Origin of the sequence: Arthrobacter sp. 18067, assembly GCF_902706295.1 — a bacterium.
In the GTDB taxonomy this organism is placed as follows: Bacteria; Actinomycetota; Actinomycetes; order Actinomycetales; family Micrococcaceae; genus Arthrobacter.
In genome coordinates, this window is the sequence record NZ_CACSJJ010000016.1 from 74,942 (window position 1) to 96,497 (window position 21,556).

The 21,556-nt window shown below is 62.9% G+C and carries 24 protein-coding genes; 12 read left to right on the forward strand and 12 right to left on the reverse strand.

What is annotated here, in order from left to right:
* Window positions 1–18: 18 nt before the first annotated feature.
* Window positions 19–252 carry a hypothetical protein gene (locus GVL04_RS16185; RefSeq protein WP_159706416.1) on the forward strand — a complete coding sequence of 78 codons (234 nt, stop codon included), beginning with the start codon at window positions 19–21 and terminating at the stop codon, window positions 250–252.
* A 25-nt stretch (window positions 253–277) separates the two neighbouring features.
* On the opposite strand, the gene GVL04_RS16190 is transcribed toward GVL04_RS16185, so the two are convergent.
* The 4 genes from GVL04_RS16190 to purB form a co-directional block, all read right to left on the reverse strand.
* Window positions 278–712 (reverse strand): acyl-CoA thioesterase, encoded by a 435-nt coding sequence (locus tag GVL04_RS16190; protein WP_159706417.1) that lies wholly within the window; start codon window positions 710–712, stop codon window positions 278–280.
* Window positions 713–793: 81 nt separating this feature from the next.
* Window positions 794–1,297, reverse strand: coding sequence for a GNAT family N-acetyltransferase (locus GVL04_RS16195; RefSeq protein ID WP_159706418.1), 504 nt, complete (start codon window positions 1,295–1,297; stop codon window positions 794–796).
* A gap of 126 nt (window positions 1,298–1,423) precedes the next feature.
* Complete coding sequence (locus tag GVL04_RS16200) at window positions 1,424–2,086, reverse strand: histidine phosphatase family protein (protein ID WP_159706419.1); 663 nt, start codon at window positions 2,084–2,086, stop codon at window positions 1,424–1,426.
* Between the two features lie 275 nt (window positions 2,087–2,361).
* Window positions 2,362–3,768, reverse strand: a complete 1,407-nt coding sequence (gene purB, locus GVL04_RS16205) for an adenylosuccinate lyase (RefSeq protein WP_159706420.1) — start codon at window positions 3,766–3,768, stop codon at window positions 2,362–2,364.
* Between the two features lie 166 nt (window positions 3,769–3,934).
* Here purB and GVL04_RS16210 point away from each other — a divergent pair, with 166 nt between their 5' ends.
* Together GVL04_RS16210 and GVL04_RS16215 are read left to right on the forward strand one after the other, a co-directional pair.
* Entirely contained in the window at window positions 3,935–4,246 is a 312-nt protein-coding gene (locus GVL04_RS16210) for a hypothetical protein (protein WP_159706422.1), read from the forward strand.
* Window positions 4,246–5,601 (forward strand): hypothetical protein, encoded by a 1,356-nt coding sequence (locus GVL04_RS16215; RefSeq protein ID WP_159706424.1) that lies wholly within the window; start codon window positions 4,246–4,248, stop codon window positions 5,599–5,601. The genes GVL04_RS16210 and GVL04_RS16215 overlap by 1 nt, the downstream gene beginning before the upstream one ends.
* A gap of 32 nt (window positions 5,602–5,633) precedes the next feature.
* Here GVL04_RS16215 and GVL04_RS16220 read toward each other — a convergent pair whose 3' ends face one another.
* Window positions 5,634–6,062, reverse strand: coding sequence for a phage holin family protein (locus tag GVL04_RS16220; protein ID WP_090824234.1), 429 nt, complete (start codon window positions 6,060–6,062; stop codon window positions 5,634–5,636).
* Between the two features lie 72 nt (window positions 6,063–6,134).
* On the opposite strand from GVL04_RS16220, the gene GVL04_RS16225 reads away from it, so the two are divergent.
* The 5 genes from GVL04_RS16225 (at window position 6,135) to GVL04_RS16245 (ending at window position 11,884) form a co-directional block, all read left to right on the forward strand.
* A complete protein-coding gene (locus tag GVL04_RS16225) occupies window positions 6,135–7,253 on the forward strand; it encodes a histidinol-phosphate transaminase (protein ID WP_200846869.1) in 1,119 nt (372 codons plus the stop codon).
* Window positions 7,254–7,404: 151 nt separating this feature from the next.
* Window positions 7,405–8,589, forward strand: a complete 1,185-nt coding sequence (gene pdhA, locus GVL04_RS16230) for a pyruvate dehydrogenase (acetyl-transferring) E1 component subunit alpha (RefSeq protein WP_159706428.1) — start codon at window positions 7,405–7,407, stop codon at window positions 8,587–8,589.
* On the forward strand, window positions 8,589–9,569 hold the full coding sequence (locus GVL04_RS16235; RefSeq protein ID WP_159706430.1) for an alpha-ketoacid dehydrogenase subunit beta: 981 nt from the start codon (window positions 8,589–8,591) through the stop codon (window positions 9,567–9,569). Before pdhA ends, GVL04_RS16235 begins: the two co-directional genes overlap by 1 nt.
* Window positions 9,570–9,624: 55 nt before the next feature.
* Window positions 9,625–11,214: a dihydrolipoamide acetyltransferase family protein gene (locus GVL04_RS16240; protein ID WP_159706432.1), complete on the forward strand. Its 1,590-nt coding sequence runs from the start codon at window positions 9,625–9,627 to the stop codon at window positions 11,212–11,214.
* A gap of 73 nt (window positions 11,215–11,287) precedes the next feature.
* Window positions 11,288–11,884: a phosphatase PAP2 family protein gene (locus GVL04_RS16245; protein WP_159706557.1), complete on the forward strand. Its 597-nt coding sequence runs from the start codon at window positions 11,288–11,290 to the stop codon at window positions 11,882–11,884.
* Window positions 11,885–11,893: 9 nt separating this feature from the next.
* Here GVL04_RS16245 and GVL04_RS16250 read toward each other — a convergent pair whose 3' ends face one another.
* Window positions 11,894–12,985, reverse strand: coding sequence for an amidohydrolase (locus tag GVL04_RS16250; RefSeq protein WP_159706433.1), 1,092 nt, complete (start codon window positions 12,983–12,985; stop codon window positions 11,894–11,896).
* A 215-nt stretch (window positions 12,986–13,200) separates the two neighbouring features.
* Between GVL04_RS16250 and GVL04_RS16255 the strand changes: the two genes are divergently transcribed.
* The gene (locus GVL04_RS16255; protein ID WP_159706435.1) at window positions 13,201–14,604 is read left to right on the forward strand and encodes an APC family permease; all 1,404 of its coding nucleotides are present in this window, start codon (window positions 13,201–13,203) and stop codon (window positions 14,602–14,604) included.
* Here GVL04_RS16255 and GVL04_RS16260 read toward each other — a convergent pair.
* The 3 genes from GVL04_RS16260 to GVL04_RS16270 all read right to left on the reverse strand — a co-directional run bounded on the left by GVL04_RS16260 (window position 14,601) and on the right by GVL04_RS16270 (window position 16,817).
* The gene (locus GVL04_RS16260) at window positions 14,601–14,912 is read right to left on the reverse strand and encodes a hypothetical protein (RefSeq protein WP_159706559.1); all 312 of its coding nucleotides are present in this window, start codon (window positions 14,910–14,912) and stop codon (window positions 14,601–14,603) included. The genes GVL04_RS16255 and GVL04_RS16260 overlap by 4 nt on opposite strands.
* Before the next feature lie 172 nt (window positions 14,913–15,084).
* Complete coding sequence (locus GVL04_RS16265) at window positions 15,085–15,513, reverse strand: universal stress protein (RefSeq protein ID WP_159706437.1); 429 nt, start codon at window positions 15,511–15,513, stop codon at window positions 15,085–15,087.
* Complete coding sequence (locus GVL04_RS16270) at window positions 15,510–16,817, reverse strand: PLP-dependent aminotransferase family protein (protein ID WP_159706561.1); 1,308 nt, start codon at window positions 16,815–16,817, stop codon at window positions 15,510–15,512. The genes GVL04_RS16265 and GVL04_RS16270 overlap by 4 nt, the downstream gene beginning before the upstream one ends.
* Before the next feature lie 111 nt (window positions 16,818–16,928).
* Between GVL04_RS16270 and GVL04_RS16275 the strand changes: the two genes are divergently transcribed.
* The 3 genes from GVL04_RS16275 to GVL04_RS16285 all read left to right on the forward strand — a co-directional run bounded on the left by GVL04_RS16275 (window position 16,929) and on the right by GVL04_RS16285 (window position 19,416).
* On the forward strand, window positions 16,929–17,777 hold the full coding sequence (locus GVL04_RS16275; RefSeq protein ID WP_159706439.1) for an isocitrate lyase/phosphoenolpyruvate mutase family protein: 849 nt from the start codon (window positions 16,929–16,931) through the stop codon (window positions 17,775–17,777).
* Between the two features lie 87 nt (window positions 17,778–17,864).
* Entirely contained in the window at window positions 17,865–18,896 is a 1,032-nt protein-coding gene (locus GVL04_RS16280; protein WP_159706441.1) for a hypothetical protein, read from the forward strand.
* Window positions 18,877–19,416, forward strand: a complete 540-nt coding sequence (locus GVL04_RS16285) for a hypothetical protein (protein WP_159706443.1) — start codon at window positions 18,877–18,879, stop codon at window positions 19,414–19,416. Before GVL04_RS16280 ends, GVL04_RS16285 begins: the two co-directional genes overlap by 20 nt.
* Window positions 19,417–19,421: 5 nt before the next feature.
* On the opposite strand, the gene GVL04_RS16290 is transcribed toward GVL04_RS16285, so the two are convergent.
* The 3 genes from GVL04_RS16290 to GVL04_RS16300 form a co-directional block, all read right to left on the reverse strand.
* A complete protein-coding gene (locus tag GVL04_RS16290; protein ID WP_159706445.1) occupies window positions 19,422–19,895 on the reverse strand; it encodes a DUF1990 family protein in 474 nt (157 codons plus the stop codon).
* Between the two features lie 39 nt (window positions 19,896–19,934).
* Entirely contained in the window at window positions 19,935–20,753 is an 819-nt protein-coding gene (locus GVL04_RS16295) for a GerMN domain-containing protein (protein ID WP_159706447.1), read from the reverse strand.
* 193 nt (window positions 20,754–20,946) lie between these two features.
* On the reverse strand, window positions 20,947–21,513 hold the full coding sequence (locus tag GVL04_RS16300) for an NAD(P)H-dependent oxidoreductase (RefSeq protein WP_159706449.1): 567 nt from the start codon (window positions 21,511–21,513) through the stop codon (window positions 20,947–20,949).
* Window positions 21,514–21,556 lie beyond the last annotated feature (43 nt).

A 21,556-nucleotide genomic window follows, 5' to 3' on the forward strand; every position in this document is an offset into this window, starting at 1 on the left:
GAGTGAAAGTCGCAGCTGATGAGAAGGGCACTGTGCCTCGCCGACCGGAGAGATTGGGACGCCGAGGACTTCGATAACCTCGACGAATACCGGCAGGAGCCGCGGCGGCAGCAGCTCGTCTGCATGGCCTGCGGAGGCAAAGCAATGTTCCGCACTGCCGGGACCGGCCGCAAGGCGACGTTCAGCGCACGGCACACCGACGACTGTTGCCTGAACTCCAGCACATGGACTGTGTTCAGGTACCTGCAGTAGCGGCCAGCGCCCGACGCCGGGCGGTTCAGTCTTCGTCGAGCGTTTCAGTCAGGTGATGAGTGGGGATGCGGTCCCGATCGTACGTGATTTCCGTATAGCCGTGCGGTTGCGGGCGGCCATCGGCGCCCAGGTTCACGAAGACGATTTCTTCGATGGTCAGGATGGCTTGGCGGGTGATCATGTTGCGGACTTCAGCGCGCATGGTCAGGGAGGTACGGCCGAAGCGCTTGGCCGTCAGCCCCATCTCGATCAGGTCACCCTGGACCGCTGAGCTCACAAAGTTGATCTCGGAGATGTACTTGGTGACGGCCCGACCGTTGCCCAATTGGAGGATGGCATAGATCGCGGCCTCTTCATCGATCCACTTCAGCAGGCTCCCACCGAAAAGCGTGCCGTTGGCATTGAGGTCCTCGGGCCGCACCCATTTGCGGGTGCGAAAGGTGATGTCTGCTTTTTCCATAATCCGAGATTATCGAACTGGCGCGGCCTCCGCTTGATGTTGCGCCCTAGTTCCGCAGCAGGCGTACCCGCTGCCTCACTGTTATGCCATAGCGGTGTGCGAGGCACTGTGTGAGTCCAGCCGCTTGGAATAGCAGTACGATTCGTCGACGCCCACATACAGCCCGAAGTTCGGCACCGAGGCGAAGCCCGCACTCTCGTAGAAGCTCCGGCCATCCGACTGGGCTGACCCTGCCTCAGCTGCGATCACGCTGAATCCATGGGAATGCGCCTGGGCTTCGAGCGCTGCCAGGATGGAGCTCGCTACTCCTGATCCCCGGGCGTAGGGGACCACGTAAAGCCGCTTGATTTCGGCTGTGTTCTCATCCAGCATCCTCAGCCCGCCACATCCCAGTGGTTGCCCGGAGCATTTCTCGTAGGCAACAACGAAGACTGCCGTATCGGCTTCTGATGGAGGAGGCCCGGGCTCGTGGTCCGTGCTTCCGAACCGCCCATCGAGTTCGGCCTGCTGCGCTGCCCGGAGGTCGGCGCCCACTGGGTTGGCCCACGTGACCTGCCGAATGTTGAGCCGTGGGTTGGTCTGCATTTGTGCCTCAATTCGCCGGGTTTCGTCGGAGGTGTCTATGCGTCTTAAGCCTACGGAGCGGTGGTTACCGTGGTGTTTCCTGCGCGTAAGCGTCGGGAGAATTGCTGGCCGCCTCTGCGTTGTGGCTCAGGGCTTCAGTGCCTCGCCCGTAGGGTCCTCCGCGGTTTGGTCTGCCAGGGCCATGCCGCCCACCGGGATCTGGTCCCAGTGCAGCACCTTCCAGCCATTCCCGGGGTCACCCTCCAGCGCCACAATTCCGGTGTTAGGTAGTTGATGCGTTTCGGCGAACACTGTGTCGATATCTGTTGCCCGGCGTCCTGCCCAGCAGCGGATGGCCGCACCGTGGCTGACGATCGCTGCCGTCTCGTGTCCCGCGGCCGCAACTTGCTCGACGGAAGCATCGAAGCGGGCGAAGAAGTCGTGCCCGTTGAAAGCGCCCGGCATCCGGACGTCCAGGTCGCCGTCCGTCCAAGAGAACACGGTGCTCATGTACCGCAGGTGGGACTCGTGGTCAGTCTTTTTCTCCAGCGCGCCGGCCTCGATCTCATGGACACCGTCCAGGATTGTCGGCTCCAAATCCGTGGCTTTGGCCAAAGGGGCGACCGTTCGCTGGGTGCGCAGCAGCGTCGACGTGTACAGGGCTTGGATGCCCTCGTCGGCCAGCGCTTCGGGCAAAGCTGCCGCCTGACGCTCGCCAAGTTCGGTCAGCCCCGGTCCGGGGAACGCCGTGTCCAACTGGCCCGCTACGTTGCCGGGTGTCTGTCCGTGCCTGATCAACAGGAGCTTCATGGTTGCTCCGCTCCTTTGCGTCGTAGCTGTCTGGGTCTGGGTCTGGACGCATTGCGCTCCTCCCCGTTTACTCCAGCCAACCAGTCGTAGCAGCCGGGGAAAAGCCCGACACACCGTGTCTTGAAGCCCCAGACGTGGTGCTTGGTAGAGCAACCGGGAACAGCGTGCATCCTCTTACCAGCTTAAAACGTCCGCAGCGGTTCGCCGACGGCGGGTTAACGACGACGGCGGGCCGAAGCATCCAGCCCCGGCCCGCCGTCGTCGAGCGTTGTGAATTACTGCAGGTGATCCACCAGCTTGTTGGCGATGCCCGTGTACTTGCCCGGGGTCAGCGCCAACAAGCGGGCTTCGGCGTCGGCGGAGAGGCCAAGTCCCTGCACGAATTCCTGCATGCGGGCGCCGTCTACGCGCTGGCCGCGGGTGAGGTCCTTGAGGCGTTCGTACGGGTTTTCCATGCCTTCGACGCCGGCGATGGCTTCAGCGCGCATGACCATCTGGATGGCTTCGCCCAATACTTCCCAGTTGGTGTCCAGGTCGCCTGCGAGGACTTCCTCTGCGACGTCGAGGGCTTTGAGGCCCTTCGCGACATTGGAAATGGCCAACAGCGAGTGGCCGAAGGCGACGCCAATGTTGCGCTGCGAGGAGGAATCCGTCAGGTCGCGCTGCCAGCGGGAGGTGACCAGCGTGGCGCCCAGGGTGTCAAGGAGGCCATTGGAGATTTCCAGGTTGGCTTCCGCGTTTTCGAAGCGGATGGGGTTGACCTTGTGCGGCATGGTGGAGGAACCCGTGGCTCCGGCAACCGGAATCTGGCGGAAGTAGCCGATGGAAATGTAGCTCCAGATGTCCGTGCAAACGTTGTGCAGGATGCGGTTGAAGCGCGCGATGTCGGCGTAGAGCTCGGCCTGCCAGTCGTGGCTTTCGATCTGGGTGGTGAGCGGGTTCCAGGTCAGGCCCAGACCTTCCACGAACGTCTTGGCGACCGCTTCCCAGTCAGCGCTCGGGACGGAAGCGACGTGCGCTGCGTAGGTGCCGGTGGCGCCGTTGATCTTGCCCAGGTATTCGGTCTTGGCGATGCGTGACAGCTGGCGGTTAAGGCGGTGCGCTATGACAGCCAGTTCCTTACCGAGCGTGGTGGGTGTGGCGGGCTGGCCGTGCGTGCGGGACAGCATGGGCACAGCGCGGTTCTCTTCCGCCATGGCCTCGATCTGCTTGACGAGGGCCGCGGCATTCGGGAGCCAGACGTCCTCCACGGCGCCCTTGATGCCTACGGCGTAGGACAGGTTGTTGATGTCCTCCGAGGTGCAGCCGAAGTGCACCATGGCCGTCAGGTTCTCGATGCCAATGGCCGGCAGGCGACGGCCGATGTAGTACTCCACTGCCTTGACGTCGTGGACCGTAACAGCCTCGATCTCGGCGAGTTCGTTGACCGATGCGGCGTTGAAATCGGTGACGATGGCACGCAGCTGTGCGATTTGCTCATCGGACAGCGGGCCGGCGCCGGGCAGGACGGACTGGCTGGTCAGGTGGATGAGCCACTCGACTTCAACGTGAACGCGATCGCGGTTGAGGGCAGCCTCGGACAAGTAGTCCACGAGGGGTGCGACGGCGGCACGGTAGCGGCCGTCGAGGGCGCCAAGGGCGAGAGGTTCGGAAGCGAGGGACACGCGAGGGGATTCAGCCATGGTGCCTATTCTTTCATGTTCCGCCATGGTGCCCGAGTCGGTGACGGCGGCTATGTGGACGGCCCGTCTGGTTATCCACATACACGACGGCGGCGCTTCCGTCCGGTTCCAAGGCTCCGTAGCGTTTTTGCTACCGATCCCGGAACAACCAATGGAGTACACGGACATGAGCGTCGGCTTGATGCCTGCAGCCACCCTGCCCACCTTCGACCCCCTGGAGTGCGCTTCCCGAAGCCATGAAGTTCAGCGGCTGGCTTGGCGCATCAAGACCTGCGTGGACCAAGTAGACGCTGTTCTGGCGTCCTTGAGGAGGATCCAAATGGCTGAGTGGCAGTCTCCCGCCGGGCGCGCATGCAGGATAACCATTGCCCTGCATGCCTCGGCGCTGATGCGTGCCCGGGAGTCAATGGACGCAGCAGTCGCCTTGGTGCTGCGTCATTCCCAGAATGTATCCGTCTCGGGCGAGAGGGGTCCGTAGTGGCTGATTCAGCTCCAGTAGGAGCCGGCGAAGCACCTCGTCCCTTGCCCCCGGCAACGGACGGAGACCTCACTGTTAGGGGTGGGGTCGGAGGGATGTCGTTCCAGCTCGAGGAACTCCTTCGGGGAGCCGGTCAGCTCGATGACGTGGTCCAACAGCTCCTCGATATCGAAGAAGTGGCGCGTCGGGTTCAGGACGACTTGGAACCGTTCCTTTACGACTCCTATGACACCGGATGCAATGCCATCAATGCCGTTGCCGCGAGCAGGAAGGACGTGGCGCGGGTGCGTCAGGACCTGGTGGAGGTCAGTACAAGTGTGCGGGCCAGCCACCGGGACTATGTGGAGGCGGAGGACAAAAACGCCCGGCCCCACGCACTGCGTCCCGACCAATTCAGGGGCTCCGGCGCCCCAGGTATTTTGGCGCTGGGGCGGGACCTCACCGAGGAAAACTACAACCGCCTCATTCCTGACGGCTATGAGGCGGCCGAGCTAATGCACTCTTTTCTTGAGTCACCACTACTGACCGACTACCAACCCCGTCGGGTAAGCATCGAAAGGATGGATGAAGCCGTTGAAGACGTGCAGCCGACTATGGCTGAAAGCCTCCGTCGTCTGGAGAGGCTGTACGCCCGGAACGACGGAGAAATTGAGATCATCCAATTCGACCAGCACGGCTCATCGTCCTGGATGGTCCTGATACCGGGGACTCAACCCGACTCGCCCAACACGAACCCGCTCGGTATCCCAGGCATCGGCGAAGCAGTTGCTTACGACTCTGAAGGAGTAGTCCCGGCCGTTAGCCAGGCCCTCCGCGAGGCCGGAGCGGAATCTGGGGACCAAGTCGTGGCCGTGGGGCACAGCCAAGGAGGCATACACGCCATGAACCTTAGCCAGAACAAGGCGTTTCTCAATGAGTTCGACCTCAAGTACGTGCTGACGGCCGGAGCTCCCGTCGGCGGAATCATCCCTGAGCCCGGCATCAGCTCACTCCATTTGGAGCACATTCAGGACTGGGTCCCGGGAGCAGATGGCCGGATGAACCCCGACACAAAGGACAGGGTGACTGTGACCCTGACCGACGAAGTCAGGACACCCGACGGGGAAGACCCCGGCCTTGGTCCGGGGCACGATCAGGAGAACTACGCGGCAGGAGCCGAGTTGGTCGCGGCAAGCCATGACGAGTCACTGGCCGCTTCGACTGCCGTATTCGCCAGCGTTGTGGGTGCCGGCGGGGTGGCTAAGGTGACGCGATTCAAGCTGGAAAGGGCGCCCGTACCCAGCCGGTCGTCCGCGGTGCAGCCTGATTCACCTCCAACGGTCCGGGATACGAAGGCAGACGCTGGGACCCGGTAGTGCTTCAAACTGCGGAGGACGAATGCCTGCTGCTACCGCTTGCGGGCACCGGGGATGAGTCCAGCCACCATCGAAATGATGCTGATGATGATCGAGGCCAGGATGGCCGTCCAGAAGAACGAGTCGAGAGTGAGGTGTACCGGTGTGAAAGTACTCAGCCATGCGGTCAGGTACAGCATCGCGGCGTTGATCACGATGGTGAACAGGCCAAGCGTCAGGATGGTCACCGGGAGTGACAGCAGCCTGACCAAGGGGCGGACGAAGGCGTTCACTACACCGAAGATCAGTCCGATGAACAGGTACGCGAGAACTATGCCGGCAGTGTCTGCGCCTTGGGTGAGTCCCGCGTTGGTGGCGGCCTTCTCGGTTGCCGTGGTGGTGATATCCATGCCTTGCAGCAGCCAAGTTGCCACCCAGAGGGCAAGTCCGTTAATCAGGACGCGAATGATGAATGAACCCATGGCCCCATGGTTTCACACGGACCTGTTAATCGGCTCAGCATTAGCCCTAAGCAGGCAAGTAGGCTTGAAGCCATGACTACTACTGACAACGCACCGGAGGGCGTACTCCCTCGTCCGGTCGTGGACAGGCTCCCCAAGTACGCAGCAGGCAAACCCCCTGCTGCGATTGAGGGCCTCACCAGCTACAAATTGTCGTCCAACGAGAACCCGCTGCCTCCGATTCCTGCAGTGTTGCAGGCAATCGCAGACCAGTCCGATATCAATCGTTACCCTGATCCTCTCGCTACCAAGCTGCGGAACTCCCTGGCCGGTTTCCTGGATGTCCCCGCTGACGATGTCGTCACCGGTGCGGGCAGCCTTGGAGCACTGAACCAGATTCTCGCAACATTCGCCGGGCAGAATGACGATGGCAAGCAGGACGAGGTTATCTACGCCTGGCGTTCCTTCGAGGCATACCCTATCTGCGTCGGTCTCGCCGGTGCGGCCAGTGTCCAGATCCCTTTGCTGGCTGACGGACGCCATGACCTTGAGACCATGGCGTCGGCCGTCACGGTACGCACCAAGGTGATCCTCCTGTGCACCCCAAACAACCCCACAGGTCCCATCCTCACTGCAGAGGAAACGGAGCGTTTCATCCAGTCGGTACCGCCCAACGTGGTGGTGGTGATCGATGAGGCGTACCAGGAATTCGTGCGGGATGCCGACGCGGTGGATGGCATCAAGCTTTACCGCAACTATCCCAACGTTGTGGTTTTGAGGACCTTCTCCAAGGCCCATGGCCTGGCCGGGTTGCGGGTTGGGTACAGCGTCTCCGGTCCACTGCTCACCCAGCACCTGCGGGTCACGGCCACTCCCTTTGCTGTTTCCCAAATTGCGGAACGCGCCGCCGTTACCTCTATCGAGAATTTCGATCAGGTTGTGGAAAGGGTACAAAGCCTTGTGGATGAGCGGGACCGGGTCACAGCTGGCCTGCGGGAGCTTGGTTGGTTTGTTCCCGAGGCCCAGGGCAACTTCGTTTGGCTGAGTCTCGGCGAGCACAGTGGCGAGTTTGCGGCGCTGGCAGCAGAGCAGGCCTTGTCTGTGCGGGCATTCGGCAACGAAGGTGTCCGGGTGAGTATCGGAGAGGTCGAGGCCAACAGTCGATTCTTGAAACTCTGTGCAGGTTATACAAATGCACCGCTGGGTTCCTAGCGGTTAACAAATGCGCCAACCTTACTTACTGCCGATAAAGTAAGGGACGAAAGCCAAAAGTATGCCCGTTCCGGAATGCATTCCGGAACGGGCATATATCCCAGCGACAGACATTGCCCGGCGCCCCCGCCCCGGCAAGCAAGGAGACGGAATGGGCTCGACACAACTGCCCCCCGGGACGGAAGAAACTCTCGCGGCAACCTCCGCGGCAGCAGCCGCGCCAGGCGAACCGGTGGAAATGGTTCAGTTGCTCGGCCCTGACGGAAAACTGGGTACCGACCCCGTCTTCTCGGATTACGCCAAGCGGATCGATCCCGAGAAGCTTCGTGTTTTCTACACGGACATGGCCAGGATCCGTCGATTCGACCAGGAATCCACTGCCCTGCAACGCCAGGGTGAGCTGGCACTGTGGGTGCCGCTGACCGGCCAGGAAGCCGCTCAGATCGGTTCCGGCCACGCAAGCCAGCCCCAGGACTACATCTTCCCCACCTACCGCGAACACGGTGTCGCGCTGGTCCGCAACGTGGACCTCGCCGAGCTGCTCAAGCAGTTCCGCGGTGTGTCCAACGGTGGCTGGGATCCGCGGGAGAACAACTTCCACCTCTACACGTTGGTTCTCGCGGCGCAGACACTCCACGCAGTGGGTTATGCCATGGGTATCCAGCGGGACCAGAAGCTCTCGGACTCCAACGACCCCAAGGCCGCTGTCATTGCCTATTTCGGGGATGGTGCCAGCTCCGAAGGCGATGTCCATGAATCCATGGTCTTCGCTGCGTCCTACAACGCGCCGGTGGTGTTCTTCTGCCAGAACAACCACTGGGCCATCTCCGTGCCTACCGAAGTGCAGACGAAGGTTCCGCTGGCCAACCGTGCCAAAGGCTACGGCTTCCCCGGAATCCGTGTGGACGGCAATGATGTCATCGCCGTCCACGCCGTCACCGAGTGGGCCCTGGAACATGCGCGCGAGGGGCGTGGCCCGGTGCTGATCGAGGCGTACACCTACCGCGTTGGTGCACACACCACCGCCGATGACCCCACCAAGTACAGGGAATCTGCCGAGGAAGCTGCCTGGCGTGAGAAGGATCCGCTGGACCGCCTGGAGAAGTACCTGCGCAACGAGGGACTTGCAGACGAGGCCTTCTTCGACCAGGTCAAGGCCGACGGCGATGAGCTGGCCAAGTACGTCCGCAGCACCACGCATGGCCTTGAGGTTCCGGACATCCGGGGTGCCTTCGCCAGCGTCTACGCGGAACAACACCCGCTGATTGCGGAGGAACTGGCCTGGTTCGAGGAATACTCGGCAGGCTTCGAAAGCGACGAGGAGACAGCTAACTGATGGCAACCATGACCATTGCGAAGGCCATCAATGAGGGTCTCCGCGCATCGCTGACGAGCAATCCCAAGTCCCTGCTCATGGGTGAGGACATCGGACACTTGGGCGGCGTCTACCGTGTCACCGACGGCCTCATCAAGGAGTTCGGCGACGAGCGCGTCGTGGACACCCCGTTGGCAGAGTCGGGCATTGTTGGCACCGCAATCGGGCTGGCCCTGCGCGGGTACTCGCCGGTGTGCGAGATCCAGTTCGACGGCTTTGTCTATCCTGCCTTCAACCAGATCACCACGCAGCTGGCCAAGATCCACTCGCGCAGTCTCGGCAAGCTCACCGTTCCCGTGGTCATTCGCATTCCGTACGGCGGCGGCATCGGCTCGATCGAGCACCACTCAGAGTCCCCCGAAGCGCTGTTCGCCCACACCGCTGGCCTGCGCATCATCTCGCCTTCAAACGCCCACGATGCCTACTGGATGATCCAAAAGGCGATTGAATGCCAGGATCCGGTGATCTTCTTCGAACCCAAGCGCCGTTACTGGCTCAAGGGTGAGGTGGATGTTGAGAACGCCGGCCTTTCGGAGGATCCGTTCAAGGCGCACGTTGTCCGCGAAGGTACCGATGCCACGATCGTGGCCTACGGACCGTTGGTGCCGGTTGCTCTGGCGGCCGCAAACGCTGCGACGGAGGACGGGCGAAGCATCGAGGTCATCGACCTCCGCTCCATCTCGCCGTTGGACTTCGACACCGTGGAAGCCTCGGTCAAGAAGACGGGCCGCTTGATCGTGGCCCACGAGGCCCCCACCTTTGGAGGTATCGGAGGCGAGATCGCAGCGCGTATCAGCGAGCGGGCGTTCCTGCACCTGGAAGCCCCCGTGATCCGCGTGGGCGGGTTCCACATGCCTTATCCCGTTGCCAAGGTGGAAGAGGATTACTTGCCGGACATCGACAAGATACTCGAAGCGCTCGACCGCTCCCTGGCCTACTAAACCGCCCTGATCCTGCCCGGCTTCGCTGCCTGGTAACCGGAAATCGAGGACCACTGTGACTGTAAAGAAATTCAATCTGCCGGACGTTGGCGAAGGCCTGACCGAGGCCGAGGTAGTGGCTTGGAAGGTCAAGCCGGGCGACGTCGTTGCCATTAACGATGTCCTGTGCGAGATCGAGACGGCCAAGTCGCTCGTTGAGCTGCCCTCGCCTTTTGCGGGCACTGTCACGGAGTTGCTCGTCGAGGAAGGCATCACTGTTGAGGTCGGCACGGCGATCATCGCTGTTTCCGAAGGCCAGGACGGCGAAGGGACGCCGGTTGCCCCTGAGTCACCTGCCGTCGAAATGCCCCTCTACGGCAAGCTGCCTGCCGACGACGATGACGATAACCGCCCGGCCGGCGGTCCGCTGGTAGGTTCGGGACCCAAGGCCGACGCCGTCAAACGCCGTGCGCGCAAGCGTCCGGCAGGCTCAGTTGAGGCAGCTGCCGTCGCCGAGAACGCCGAAGGCACGGTTCAGGACAACCAAGCCGTTCTGTCCGCCAAAGCAGCCGAAACCCCGGTCTCGCATCGTACGACGCCGGCACGCGCCGCCGTCGGGCCCGTCGCCCCGGCGCCGGTCGTCCAGGCCCCGGCCACCCAGGTTCCTGCACCCCAACAGCCGGCCCCGCAAGGCCCGCAGTCTCCCGCCGGTCAGACGGCAGCTTCCCGCGGCGCAGCGATTACCGGCACCATCAGCGGCCTGGTCAACAAGGTTCTGGCCAAGCCTCCCGTGCGCAAGTTTGCCCGCGATCTCGGAATAGACCTCGCCGATGTCGTGGCCACGGGTCAGCGCGGTGAGGTGACCCGCGAGGACCTGGTGAGCTACCAGGCTCAGCGCGATGCCGAGCACGATCAAGCGGACTCATTCTGGGGTGCTTCAAAGAAGCCACAGGACCAGCGTGTTGAGCGCATGCCGGTCAAGGGCGTGCGCAAGGCGACGGCCAAGGCCATGGTGGATTCGGCATTCTCGGCTCCCCACGTCAGCATTTTTGTGGATGTGGACGCCAGCCGCACCATGGAGTTCGTCAAGCGACTCAAGGTCTCCCGAGACTTCGAGGGCATCAAAGTCTCGCCCCTGCTCATCCTTGCCAAGGCCGTGATCTGGGCCGCCGCCCGCAACCCCAGCGTCAACGCCACGTGGGTGGATGATGCCGACGGTAAGGGAAATGCCGAGATCCTGGTCAAGCACTACATGAACCTGGGTATCGCCGCTGCAACCCCGCGAGGACTCATGGTCCCCAATATCAAGGATGCCCAGGACCTTTCGCTTAAGGAATTGGCACTTGCACTCAACGAGTTGGCCACCAAAGCCCGTGCGGGCAAGACGCAGCCGGCGGAGATGCAGGGCGGAAGCCTGACCGTCACCAACATCGGCGCACTGGGCATTGACACCGGAACACCCATCATCAACCCGGGTGAAGTTGCCATCATCGCGTTTGGAACCATCAAGCAGAAGCCTTGGGTTCTGGATGGCGAAGTCATTCCGCGCTGGATCACAACGCTTGGCGGCTCCTTCGACCACCGCGTGGTGGACGGCGATTTGTCGGCGCGATTCATGGCCGACGTTGCGGCCATTCTCGAAGAACCGGCTCTGTTGCTTGACTGACGGTAAGGCTGCTGCCCCAACCTCTTCCGGCTTGGAGGCAGCGCCGGAAACGGGCCACCTGCCCCCTCAGCTGTTGACGGGTCCTTGGCGGACGGTTGCCCGTGTGCTGACCGAAGTGTTCCAGCCACCAATCGTCGTGTTGGTGCTGTTGTTGATCAGCCCTGCAATCGAACCTGGTTTCCCCGGAACCATGTGGTTCGGGCTCCTGGCTGCCCTGTTCGTCTGTGTCCTGCCGCTGGCGTACGTGCTGGTGATGGTCAAACTGGGCAGGATCACGGACCACCATGTCAGCGACCGGCGCCAAAGGCCAGCGTTGCTGTTGATGGCGCTGGTTTCAGTGGTGGTCGGGCTGATTGTGTTGCAGCTTCTGGATGGACCGGCGAGTGTATCGGTGATGATCATCGCGCTCATCGGAGGCATCTCCGTCCTGGCAGTGGTGAGTGCCTTCTGGAAGATGAGCGGGCACGCGTCTGCCCTTGCTGCGGCAGCCGTGATTGTCGTTTCGATGTTTGGACCAGCGTGGCTGCCGGTGCTGCTCCTGGTACCTGCAGTGGGTTGGTCTCGTTTGGTCCTGCGTGCCCACACCCTGGGCCAGGTCATTGTGGGCTCGCTGTTCGGCGGAGTGGTGATCGCAGGACTGTGGTGGCTGCTGCGGGAGTGGATGCTCTAGCCACTGAGGCTAAAGGGTCAACGTTCTCCCGTTCCGAACAACCCGCAGCGGGGCAGGCCTGTCCACCACCAGCTCAGGGATTGAGTTGGCTGCGAACTCAAGCCGATCATCGGACTCGGTGCCGGAGAAGCCGATTACCGCGGCCGATCCGACGAGTTCTGCCCCGGCGGCGGTAGCAATCCGGAAGCAACGTTCGAGTTCCGTGTCGGTCAAAGCGCCGGTGCGGTAACCCAGAAGGTGTGCACGGTCCATCATGCTGCCCGTGCCGTAGGGTGACCAAGCATCGCGGACGCCGTCTGATCCGAGGGCAACCCTGACCCCATGGCTCTCCATGAGATCCAGCGTGGGGACGGGATCGGAGCCGAGGGCACATGTCGCCATCCACATCCCGGCCTCCGCCATGGCGTCCAAGGTGGCACCAAGCTCCGGCTGAGCGGTATCGCAGAGGGCAAAGGCGTGTCCGATCGTGACACGCCCCTGCATGCCCTCCGACAAGGTACGCTGCGCGATCGCGCGCAGCTGGACCAGGCCTTCATGGCCCCCATCGTGGAGGTGGATATCCAGGTCCCTGCCATGCTTGTTCGCGATTCCGAAAACGGCGTCCAGATGGCCGTGGAGGTCTCCGTCCAGCGACTCAGGGTCGATGCCGCCCACCAGGTCGGCTCCTTCCGACAGGGCGGCCTCCATGAGGTCCCGCGTGCCGGGATTGCTCAGCAACCCGAATTGGGGGAACGCAACGATCTGGACGTCCAGGTAAGGGGCCAGCCGTTCAGCAGCTGCCCTGACGCCGTGGATGTTCTTGAGGCCGATTTGCGTGCCGACATCCACATGCGCCCGCATGGACATGGTCCCGTTGATAGCGGCCTGCCTCATGAGTGAGTAGGCGCGTTCCTCAACACCATCGGGAAACGAAAGTTGCGCCCTCAGGTCATTCCCGATGAGATCCGTCAGCGTATTGGCGTGTGGGCGGGACAACCACCGGCTGCCCCAGGTGGTCTTGTCCGGATGGATGTGTGCGTCCACGAATCCAGCCGTCAGCAGGGGAGGCTGCCCTTTGGGCACTTGTCCCTGAGACTTTGCCGGCATTTCAGGTGCAGTCATGTGGGGTCCTCTCCTCGTGAACCACTACGGTATACCAAAATTCTTCGAAGGCGGGCGGCGGGGCGGCCAATGAAGCAATTCAGGCACCGGGAAGCAGCATGAGGCCTAGTAGATTTCATATTTGGCATACCAAAACCTGTACATGAGCGCAGGCCTCGCCTAATCTAATGAACAACATTCATTTATGTGATGCGGATCGCATCGAGGAGAACGCCATGCACACCACCCCAACCAGCGCACCGGAGGCTCCTGCATCAGGGCCTACCCTCAAGCGCGTCCTTGGCTTGCCGTCACTGGTCGCCTTCGGCCTGACCTCCATGGGCATTCTGTCCGTGGTGGCGGTGTACGGCGCCGGAACCGAGATCAGCGACGGGCATTTGCCGGCCGCCTATGTGGCGGCCCTGATCGCAATGCTGTTTACGGCCCACAGTTACGGGCAGATGGCACGCCACGTCCCGGTGACCGGCGGCGCGTACGCGTACGCTTCCCGCGCGTTCGGCAAGCCGGTGGGATTCCTTGTGGGATGGGCCATGATGCTGGATTACGTGTTCCTGCCCATGGTGAACTTCCTGCTGTTTGGCCTCTATCTCAACAGTTTGCTGCCCGCTATACCGCCCCAACTGGCAGTTTTGATGTGTCTTCTGGTGGTTGGCCTTTTCAGCGTGATCGGCGTTGCCTGGATCAAGAAGATGAACTTCGCAGTGGTGGCCGCTTCGGTGCTTGTCATCCTTGTTTTCGTTGTCTTGGCAGTAGTCAATGCCCCGGACCTTACCGTCCAGAGCGTCATCCGCCCGCTGACCCTGGGCGACGGGGGCATAGCGCCGGTCATGGCCGCTGCGGCAATTGTCGCCTTCGCGTTCCTGGGATTTGACGGCGTCTCCACCTTGTCCGAGGAAACGCGAAACCCAAAAAAGGATGTGCCGCGCGGCATCATCCTGTCCACGCTCTTCGCCGGCTTGGGCTACGCGCTCTTTTCCGTGGCGGGAAGCCTCATCGCACCGGAGTGGAGATCAATCGAAAACCTCGATGCTGCGGGCACCGAACTCATGCAGCGCGCTGGCGGTGACGTGCTGATGGTGGTGTTCGTGGTGGTGAACCTGGCCGGGCTGGTTCTCTGCGGTACCGCAGCGCAGATGAGTGTCAGCCGCGTCATCTATGCAATGGGGCGGGACCGAATCCTGCCCGGAGCGCTCGCGAAACTCCAGCCCCGCTTCCGCACGCCGTACGTTGCCGCCTTGCTCGTCTCGGCAATTTCCCTGGTTGCCCTGTTCATCACGTTGGAGCAGGCCGTATACATGATCAACTTCGGGGCTTTGATCGCCTTCGCAGTGGTAAACCTGGCAACCGTCAAGGTGCTGTTCTTCGAACTGCGGAGGAGGGGAGCGAAAGGGACCTTGCGGAATCTGGTCCTGCCCCTGCTTGGGTTTGCCTCCATCGGATGGCTCTGGACGTCGCTCGCTTGGTTCACGTACCTGCTGGGAGCGGCGTGGCTTGCCGTGGGTTTGGCGATTCTCCTCGCGCGCCGCCGGAAGGCGGGAGGCCACGTCGGCCTGAACTTCGACGACGGCGCTCGCGTCGATGGGGCTGCGGAATCTCCCGAGGTGGCGGGCAGTCGCTAGAACGCCGGGTAACTGACCAGCAGCGCTTGAAGTTCCGTCGTCGACATGTTGTTGGCCATTTCAACACTGATGCCCATGGCAATGGCGGCCACAGTGACCATGGCAACGCAGGCTACGGAGAGGAAGCGCCAGTCCTTGCGGAAGACGCTGCCAAAGGTCTCCGGCATCTCAAGGCTGGGGGAGATCATGTTGGGGGCGCTGTCCCAGGTGCCGTCGTCCAGCATCGCGATGATGCGATCGTTGCTGCGGTCGTAGCGCATGGTGCTGATGTTGTTGCCGTGGCGGGCAAGAAGGATGTCGTGACCCACGCGTTGGCGCGGCTGCAAGGTAAGCAAGAAAGTTCCCCTGAAATCGAGAAGTGGATGGTGGCGCACGCCATTGGGGGCATCTCGATTTTATAACGGTTGGGTCTGCCTACTGGCCCAAAATACGCCGAACGCCGGGTGAGTCTCCCCACCCGGCGGAGTGATTCAGCTCGCTTTACGGCTGGTCGGTCTTGGCAATGTAGACATCGCAAGGGGCGGTGTGGGCAACGGTGTTGGCCACACTTCCCAGTACCCGGCCAAGGCCCTGCATGCGCCGGTTGCCTACCACGATCAGGCGCGCGTCCTGCATTTCGGCTTCCTTCACCAAGGCTTCGCCCGGCTTGCCGCGGGCAGCTGAATAGGTGACGTCGAGGCGGTCGTCCGCCAGCTGCTCAGCCACGGTGCGGGCCACGGTTTCAGCTTCGGCGGCGTCGGACACGATCCACTTGTCGGTGCCGATCTCAACCACCTCAGTACGGTTGCTGTCGAATGCACTGACCACCCGCAGGCTGGCTCCGAGGCCAATTGCCAACTGCTGGGCGGCCCGGGCTGCCCTCATAGCCGTCTCGCTGCCGTCTACTCCGACAATCACAACTCCGGTCATTGTGCTGCTCCTTCATTGGTGGCTTTGATGGCTTCTGCCAAAACTGGTGCCAAGCGGCGGACGCCTTCGGCAATCGTATCCGGGGGAACGGCGCTAAAGGCGAGGCGGAGCTTGTTTGAGGGTCCGTCGGCGGGGGAAAAGGCCGCGCCCGGGATGAAGACCACGCCGGCGTCGATGGCTTTCGCGAGCAGCGGATAGGTGTCTACTCCTTCGGGCAGGGTGACCCAGACGAAGAAGCCGCCGTCCGGTCGGGTCCAGGTCAGGCCTGCCGGCATGTACGCGTCCAGTGCGGAGAGCAGTGCCTCGCAGCGTTCCGCATAGAGCTTGCGGTACGTGTCGATCTGACCTTTCCAGTCGTAGTCGCGGAGATATGCCGAGACGAGCATCTGGTTCAGCGGCGGCGGGCAGAGCGTCACGGCCTCGGATGCGAGGTAGAAACGCCGCTGCAAGTGGGCCGGAACAAGCGCCCAGCCGATACGGAGCCCGGGTGCGAAGATCTTGGAAAAGGAGCCGAGATAGATGACATCGTCCGGGTTGGCGGCACGCATGGGGGCGATAGGGCGACCGTCGAAACGCAGGAGCCCATAGGGATTGTCCTCCAGGACAATGATATTCGCGTTGCGGCATATATCGACGATCCGCTGCCTGCGGTCCTCCGCCAACGTGATTCCGGAAGGATTGTTGAAGTTGGGGATCGTGTAGAGGAACTTGATGTTCTTGCCCTCAGACTGGAGTGCGGCGATCCGGGCCTCAAGAAGCTCAGGCACCAGACCGTCGTCGTCCATGTCGATCGGCTCCACCTCCACTTGGTACGCCTCGAACGTGTTCAAGGCGCCCACGTAGGTAGGGTTCTCCACCAGGACAACGTCCCCAGGGTTGCAGAAGACCTTGGTGGCCACGTCCTGGGCCGACTGGGACCCGGCAGTGATCACCACGTTTTCGGGAAGGGCGTCGGTGATTCCCTCGGCGGCCATGATGTCGCAGATCTGCCTGCGGAGCTCTTCGGTGCCCTGGCCGCCGCCGTACTGCAGGGCAATCATTCCCTCTTCGGCGATGATGCGGGCGGCGGTCTGGCCCAGTTTGTCCAGCGGCAGCGACTGCAGGTACGGGTTGCCGCCTGCGAGCGATACAAGGCCCGGCCGCATCGAGATGTCGAAGACGTCGCGGACAGCGGATTGCTTGATGTTGGCGGCCCGGTCGGAGAAAAGTTCCTCGTGCGGGTGGGCGGCCGTGGCGGCCCGCTCAATGGCGTCGATGGCTTCAGCGGGCAACGTTGCGCCGGCATCCAATGTTTCGTGGGTCACAGTCACAGGATACTCCTCGATGTTGCTAATGAGGCAACAGTTGTTTTCGAATCTGTCCAAGTTTCGCAGGTCACGCTTTACGCCGCGATCCGGAAGGGCTGGAATGTAGCTATGACAGCGCACCGGGGATCCGTGACCAAGGCCGAACAGTTCCACAAACTCCACGACGCCGGGCCCACGCCTTTGGTGCTGGTGAATGTGTGGGACGCGGCTTCCGCCCGCGTGGTCCAGGACGCAGGGGCGACGGCGATTGCCACCTCCAGCTCGGCCGTCTCCTGGAGCTTGGGGTTCCGGGACGGGGATCACGTGCCGTGGGGGTTGGCCATGGCCGCCTTGGGGCGGGTGGTCGGCGCCACCACGCTGCCCGTGACCGCGGACATCGAGACGGGGTACGGGCGGACCGATGACGAGCTCCGGGCCACCGTCCATGCCGTCCTGGACGCGGGCGCTGTTGGAATCAATATTGAAGATTCCGGCGCCGAGCCGCTCACCGAGATCGGCGAGCAGTCGCGCAGGATCGCCCTCATCCGCGCCGCTGCCGACGACCACGGGATCCCACTGTTCATCAATGCACGCACGGACACCTACCTGTCAGGCCGCTTCCCGGACGCGGCATATGAGGAGACGCTGCGGCGTGCCGGGTCATACCTCACGGCCGGCGCCGAAGGTGTCTTCGTGCCCGGCGTCGTGGATTTGCATGTCCTCCACGAACTGTCCAGCCGGATTCCGGCGCCACTCAACGCGTTGGCGGGGGTGGGTGCGCCGTCGCCGCTGGAACTGCACGACGCCGGCGTGCGTCGCGTCAGCATCGGCGGCAACACCGCCAAAGCGGCCTACGCCAAGGTGGCGCGGGTAGCGAAGGAGATCCTCGGGGACGGCAACTGGGCCGGCCTCGCCGGCACGCGAAGTCACGACGAGATGGACGCACTCTTTGCCGAGGGGCCCAAATACAGCCTGTGAAACAGTGGAAGGCTCGACGGCGGCACCCGCCTTTATTGTCGGACCCCGCCGATAACTTTGGTCATGTGGAAGACGAGGGGAGGCTCCATGGCACGGCGTAGTGTGCAGTTTTGGCGTATGGAACAGCTGAACGGTGACGAGCTCAGCCGTCCATTTCCAGCGCGTCGGGTGGCAGAGGTCCTGAAGAAAGCCCAGGATGCGGCGACGGACCGCCATTTCACCAGCGTGGACGGCACGGTGTTGGTTGCGCAGGCAGTGGCCTCCTCACCGCATCCCGTGCTTCTGCTGGACCGGGTCCGGGACACCAACCTGCCGAGTGTCGGTGACGCCCTTGGCCGACGTAAACCCCTGCCGCTGGCTCCGGGCGACCACCTGCTGGAGACCACGTACTTCGCGTTCCTGAAGAGGAATGTCATTGCGGTACTCACCAGCGGGAACGGTCCCCGGGCATCCCGGATGGGGGAGTACCTGGGCGGAATGCTGGGACTGGAACCAAGCCTGGTTCCGGTGGTCAGGGAGGACATCGAGGAAATCCTCACCCGGCTTGAAGTGAGCCGTTTCGAGTTCGCCCTTCCTGCAGAGCGCTTGTCGGGGAAGCTGATGGAAGGCGAATGGGCCGACGTCCTGGACAGCGCCTCCCGCCTTATGAACGAGGGAACATTCCGCATTTCCCTCAGCGTTGGCCGGACCGGAAAAGCAGAGGACAAACAGCGGATCCGGGACCGCATTCAACAACTCATCGACCTCTTCCGCAGGGCAGGGTCCGTGGAGCACTTTGACTACGTCGTGGCGGAGGGCAAGGATTCACTGACCGGCGATCGTGAGGTGGTGGATTTGCTCAAGGAGCGGTTCATTTCGCACATCGAGGTTGATCCGGACGTGTTCAACGATCCGCAGAAGTCGGTGGCCGAGGCCATCGCCATCCTCAACAAGCAGGCCAAGGACAACGAGGAATTTTTCGCGAGGACCTTGCCGGACGTCAAAGGCTCGGCGGACGCCAGCTGGGTACCGGATATCGTCGCGGGTGGAATGGCCGCCGTGCGGGAGGCGCTCGCGGCCGCCACAAGACGTGATGAGGAAGCCCAAGGCGGTGCGGGCCATGAGCTTGTACGAGGTTGATGTCCACCACACAGGGCGTCGCCGGACCCTCTGGCGCTGGTTCCTGCTACATCCCACAGCCGACTTCCTTTGGGCGGTTCTCGCTGTTGTGATCTGGCTTGGGATCGGGTTGTTGGCGCATCAGCCGTTGATGCTGGAGGGTGTTGATACCGGAGCCCGGCGAACCCTCTTCCAGACGCTCGCCACCTTGGCCGGCGCCACGGCAGGGCTCACGCTCACCAGTGTTTCCATGCTCATTAACGTGCTCGGCAAGAAGGCAGCACCGGGCCAGCGGGAACTGCCGTTGGAGAAACTGTCGGCAACCCACCGCCGCCAGATCGGTGAAGTGTTCCTGTTCGCCATTCCGGGTCTTGGCCTTCTGGTGGTTGCTGCCCTGGCCACGGTTGTCCTCGAAGGAGGCGCTGCCACGGGACTTTGGATTCCCGAGGCCGTGGTGTTCGTGCTGGCCTTCGCCTCTGTCCTTGCCTTGTTGCGAGTGGCCTGGGCCCTGCGGAGGGTGTTGGCCATAGCGACGGCGTGAAGGAATCAGCGCAGCGTCCGGAGGTACCTACGCCGCACCACCTTCTGCAGCACCAGGAGAGCCGGGTAGAGCACTCTCCACGGCTGCTGCGGCGCCGGCGCTGTCAGCGAACGGATGGTCAAGCTCACCTGCTCCCCATCACGGTGCACGATGAACGCTTCTTCGCCTGAAACAGGGTGCCCCGGCAGGGTGCGGTACGCGAATCCCACCCTGTCCGGCTCTTGCACGACGGCCACAACTTCCACCGGTTCCAGCACTCGAAAGCCCAGAAAATGCGCTGTGACCAGCACCCGATCGCCGGCAGACACGGGCTCCGGTGAATTGACGGAGAACCCGCTCGCGGTCTTCACACCCCAGCGGAGCACCTGCTCCGCGGCGCGCTCCCAGACCTCATCACCATGACCCACCACGGCAGACACGTCCGAGTGGCGGTACCCGCCATCAAACCGTGGCCACGCGTGAAGTTCAGGACTGGTCATGCAGCGTTCCCCCCAACAAGATGTCCCCCAAGCCTATCCTCACCGCACGCTCAAGGCCTCGGTCAATGTCCGGCCGTTGACGTAGATCTCGGCCCGCGACGCTCCGCTGGCCGACACGATGGTGTGCGTCAGTTGCGCTTGGATGCGCGGAATGTCGCACACCCCTCCGGGCCTCAATGATCCGCTGAGGTTCACCACTACGGTGGCCCCGCTCATGTAGCCGGACAAGTAGCGCAACGAGGAACCTGCCAGTGCGTCGTAGAGTGCGGCATCACTGTCCACGGGCATTCCGGCTTCCAGCAGTCTTCCCAGCGCAACGGTCAGGGGATCGCCGGGCACAGCCACGCCGCGGACCGGAACCAGGCTGTCGTTGCAGCCGAAGCGCACGCCGCGGGAGCCGCCGTCGTCGATTGCCACGTAGTAGACCGCCGGCCCCGAGGTGTCTGCATCCACGGGGACCACGGTGGCGGTTGGTGAAGGTTCGGGCGCGCTGGTGCCCGGTTCGGGGGAAGGCTCGACGGCGGAACCTGGCTCAGTTGGAGAGGCCGAAGGAGGCGCAGGGATGGCCGCCGGAGCGCTGGGAGGGGACCGCGTCGGCGTTGGTGCGGGGGCCGAGGAAACCGAGGCGGTCGAGGGAGGTGCGGCGGGTACGGCAACAGACGGAGTGCCAGGCGTGGAAACTATGGGCGTCATGCTGGCCGAAGCAGTCACGGAAACCGTCGGCAAAGGAGGAGCGCTTGCGGGGCCGGCGCCTTCGGGACTGGCCGGAACCTTCGTGCAGCCAACCACCCCCAATCCGAAGACGAGGCAGGCAGCGGCGATCGCCGTCGTACTTTTGAATCCCCGTCCGGCATGCATGACAGCCCGCGCTCCTGTCCGTCCACCTGTATCTCCAACGTTAGGACGCATGGGCGCAGCACAACATGCCGCTAGGGTGACGGTTCGGACAAGAGTTGATCACGCTGAAGCCGGCAGCAGTACGGCAAAGCGGCGGGAACGCGAATGCCCCCGTCCCGCAAGCTGCGGAACAGGGGCATCACAAGCGAAGAGACTAGGCTGCTGCTTCTTCTTCCTGGACGGCTGTCAGGGGCTCGAAGATGCCCTTGATCTGCTCGACAACCTCGGCGTCGTCCTTCGGGTGCAGTTCAGCGAAGCGGATCATGGAACCCGGGACAGCCAGCTTGACGTCTTCCAGGACCTTGGCGCCGGCGATGCCCACAGCCTTGCGGGCTTCGTCCTGCGCCCACACGCCACCGAACTGTCCAAAGGCGGTTCCGACGACGGCGGTCGGCTTGCCGGAGAGGGCGCCGGCGCCGAACGGGCGGGACAGCCAGTCGATGGCGTTCTTCAGCGATGCGGGCATGGTGCCGTTGTGCTCGGGGGTGACCAGCAGGATGGTGTCGGCGTCGGCCGCTGCGGCGCGGAGGGCTGCGGCTTCGGCAGGAACCTGGCCTTCGACGTCAATGTCCTCGTTGTAGAAGGGGATGGTGCCCAGCGAGCCGTGGATCTGCACGTCAACGTTCTCGGGTGCGTTCAGCTGGATGGCTTCGGCGAGCTTCTTGTTGTGGGAATCGTCGCGGAGGCTGCCGACGAGGGTAAGAACGGTGCTCTTGGACATGGTGTCTCCTTGTGTCTGGCCAAGTCCCTTGCGGAACCCGACC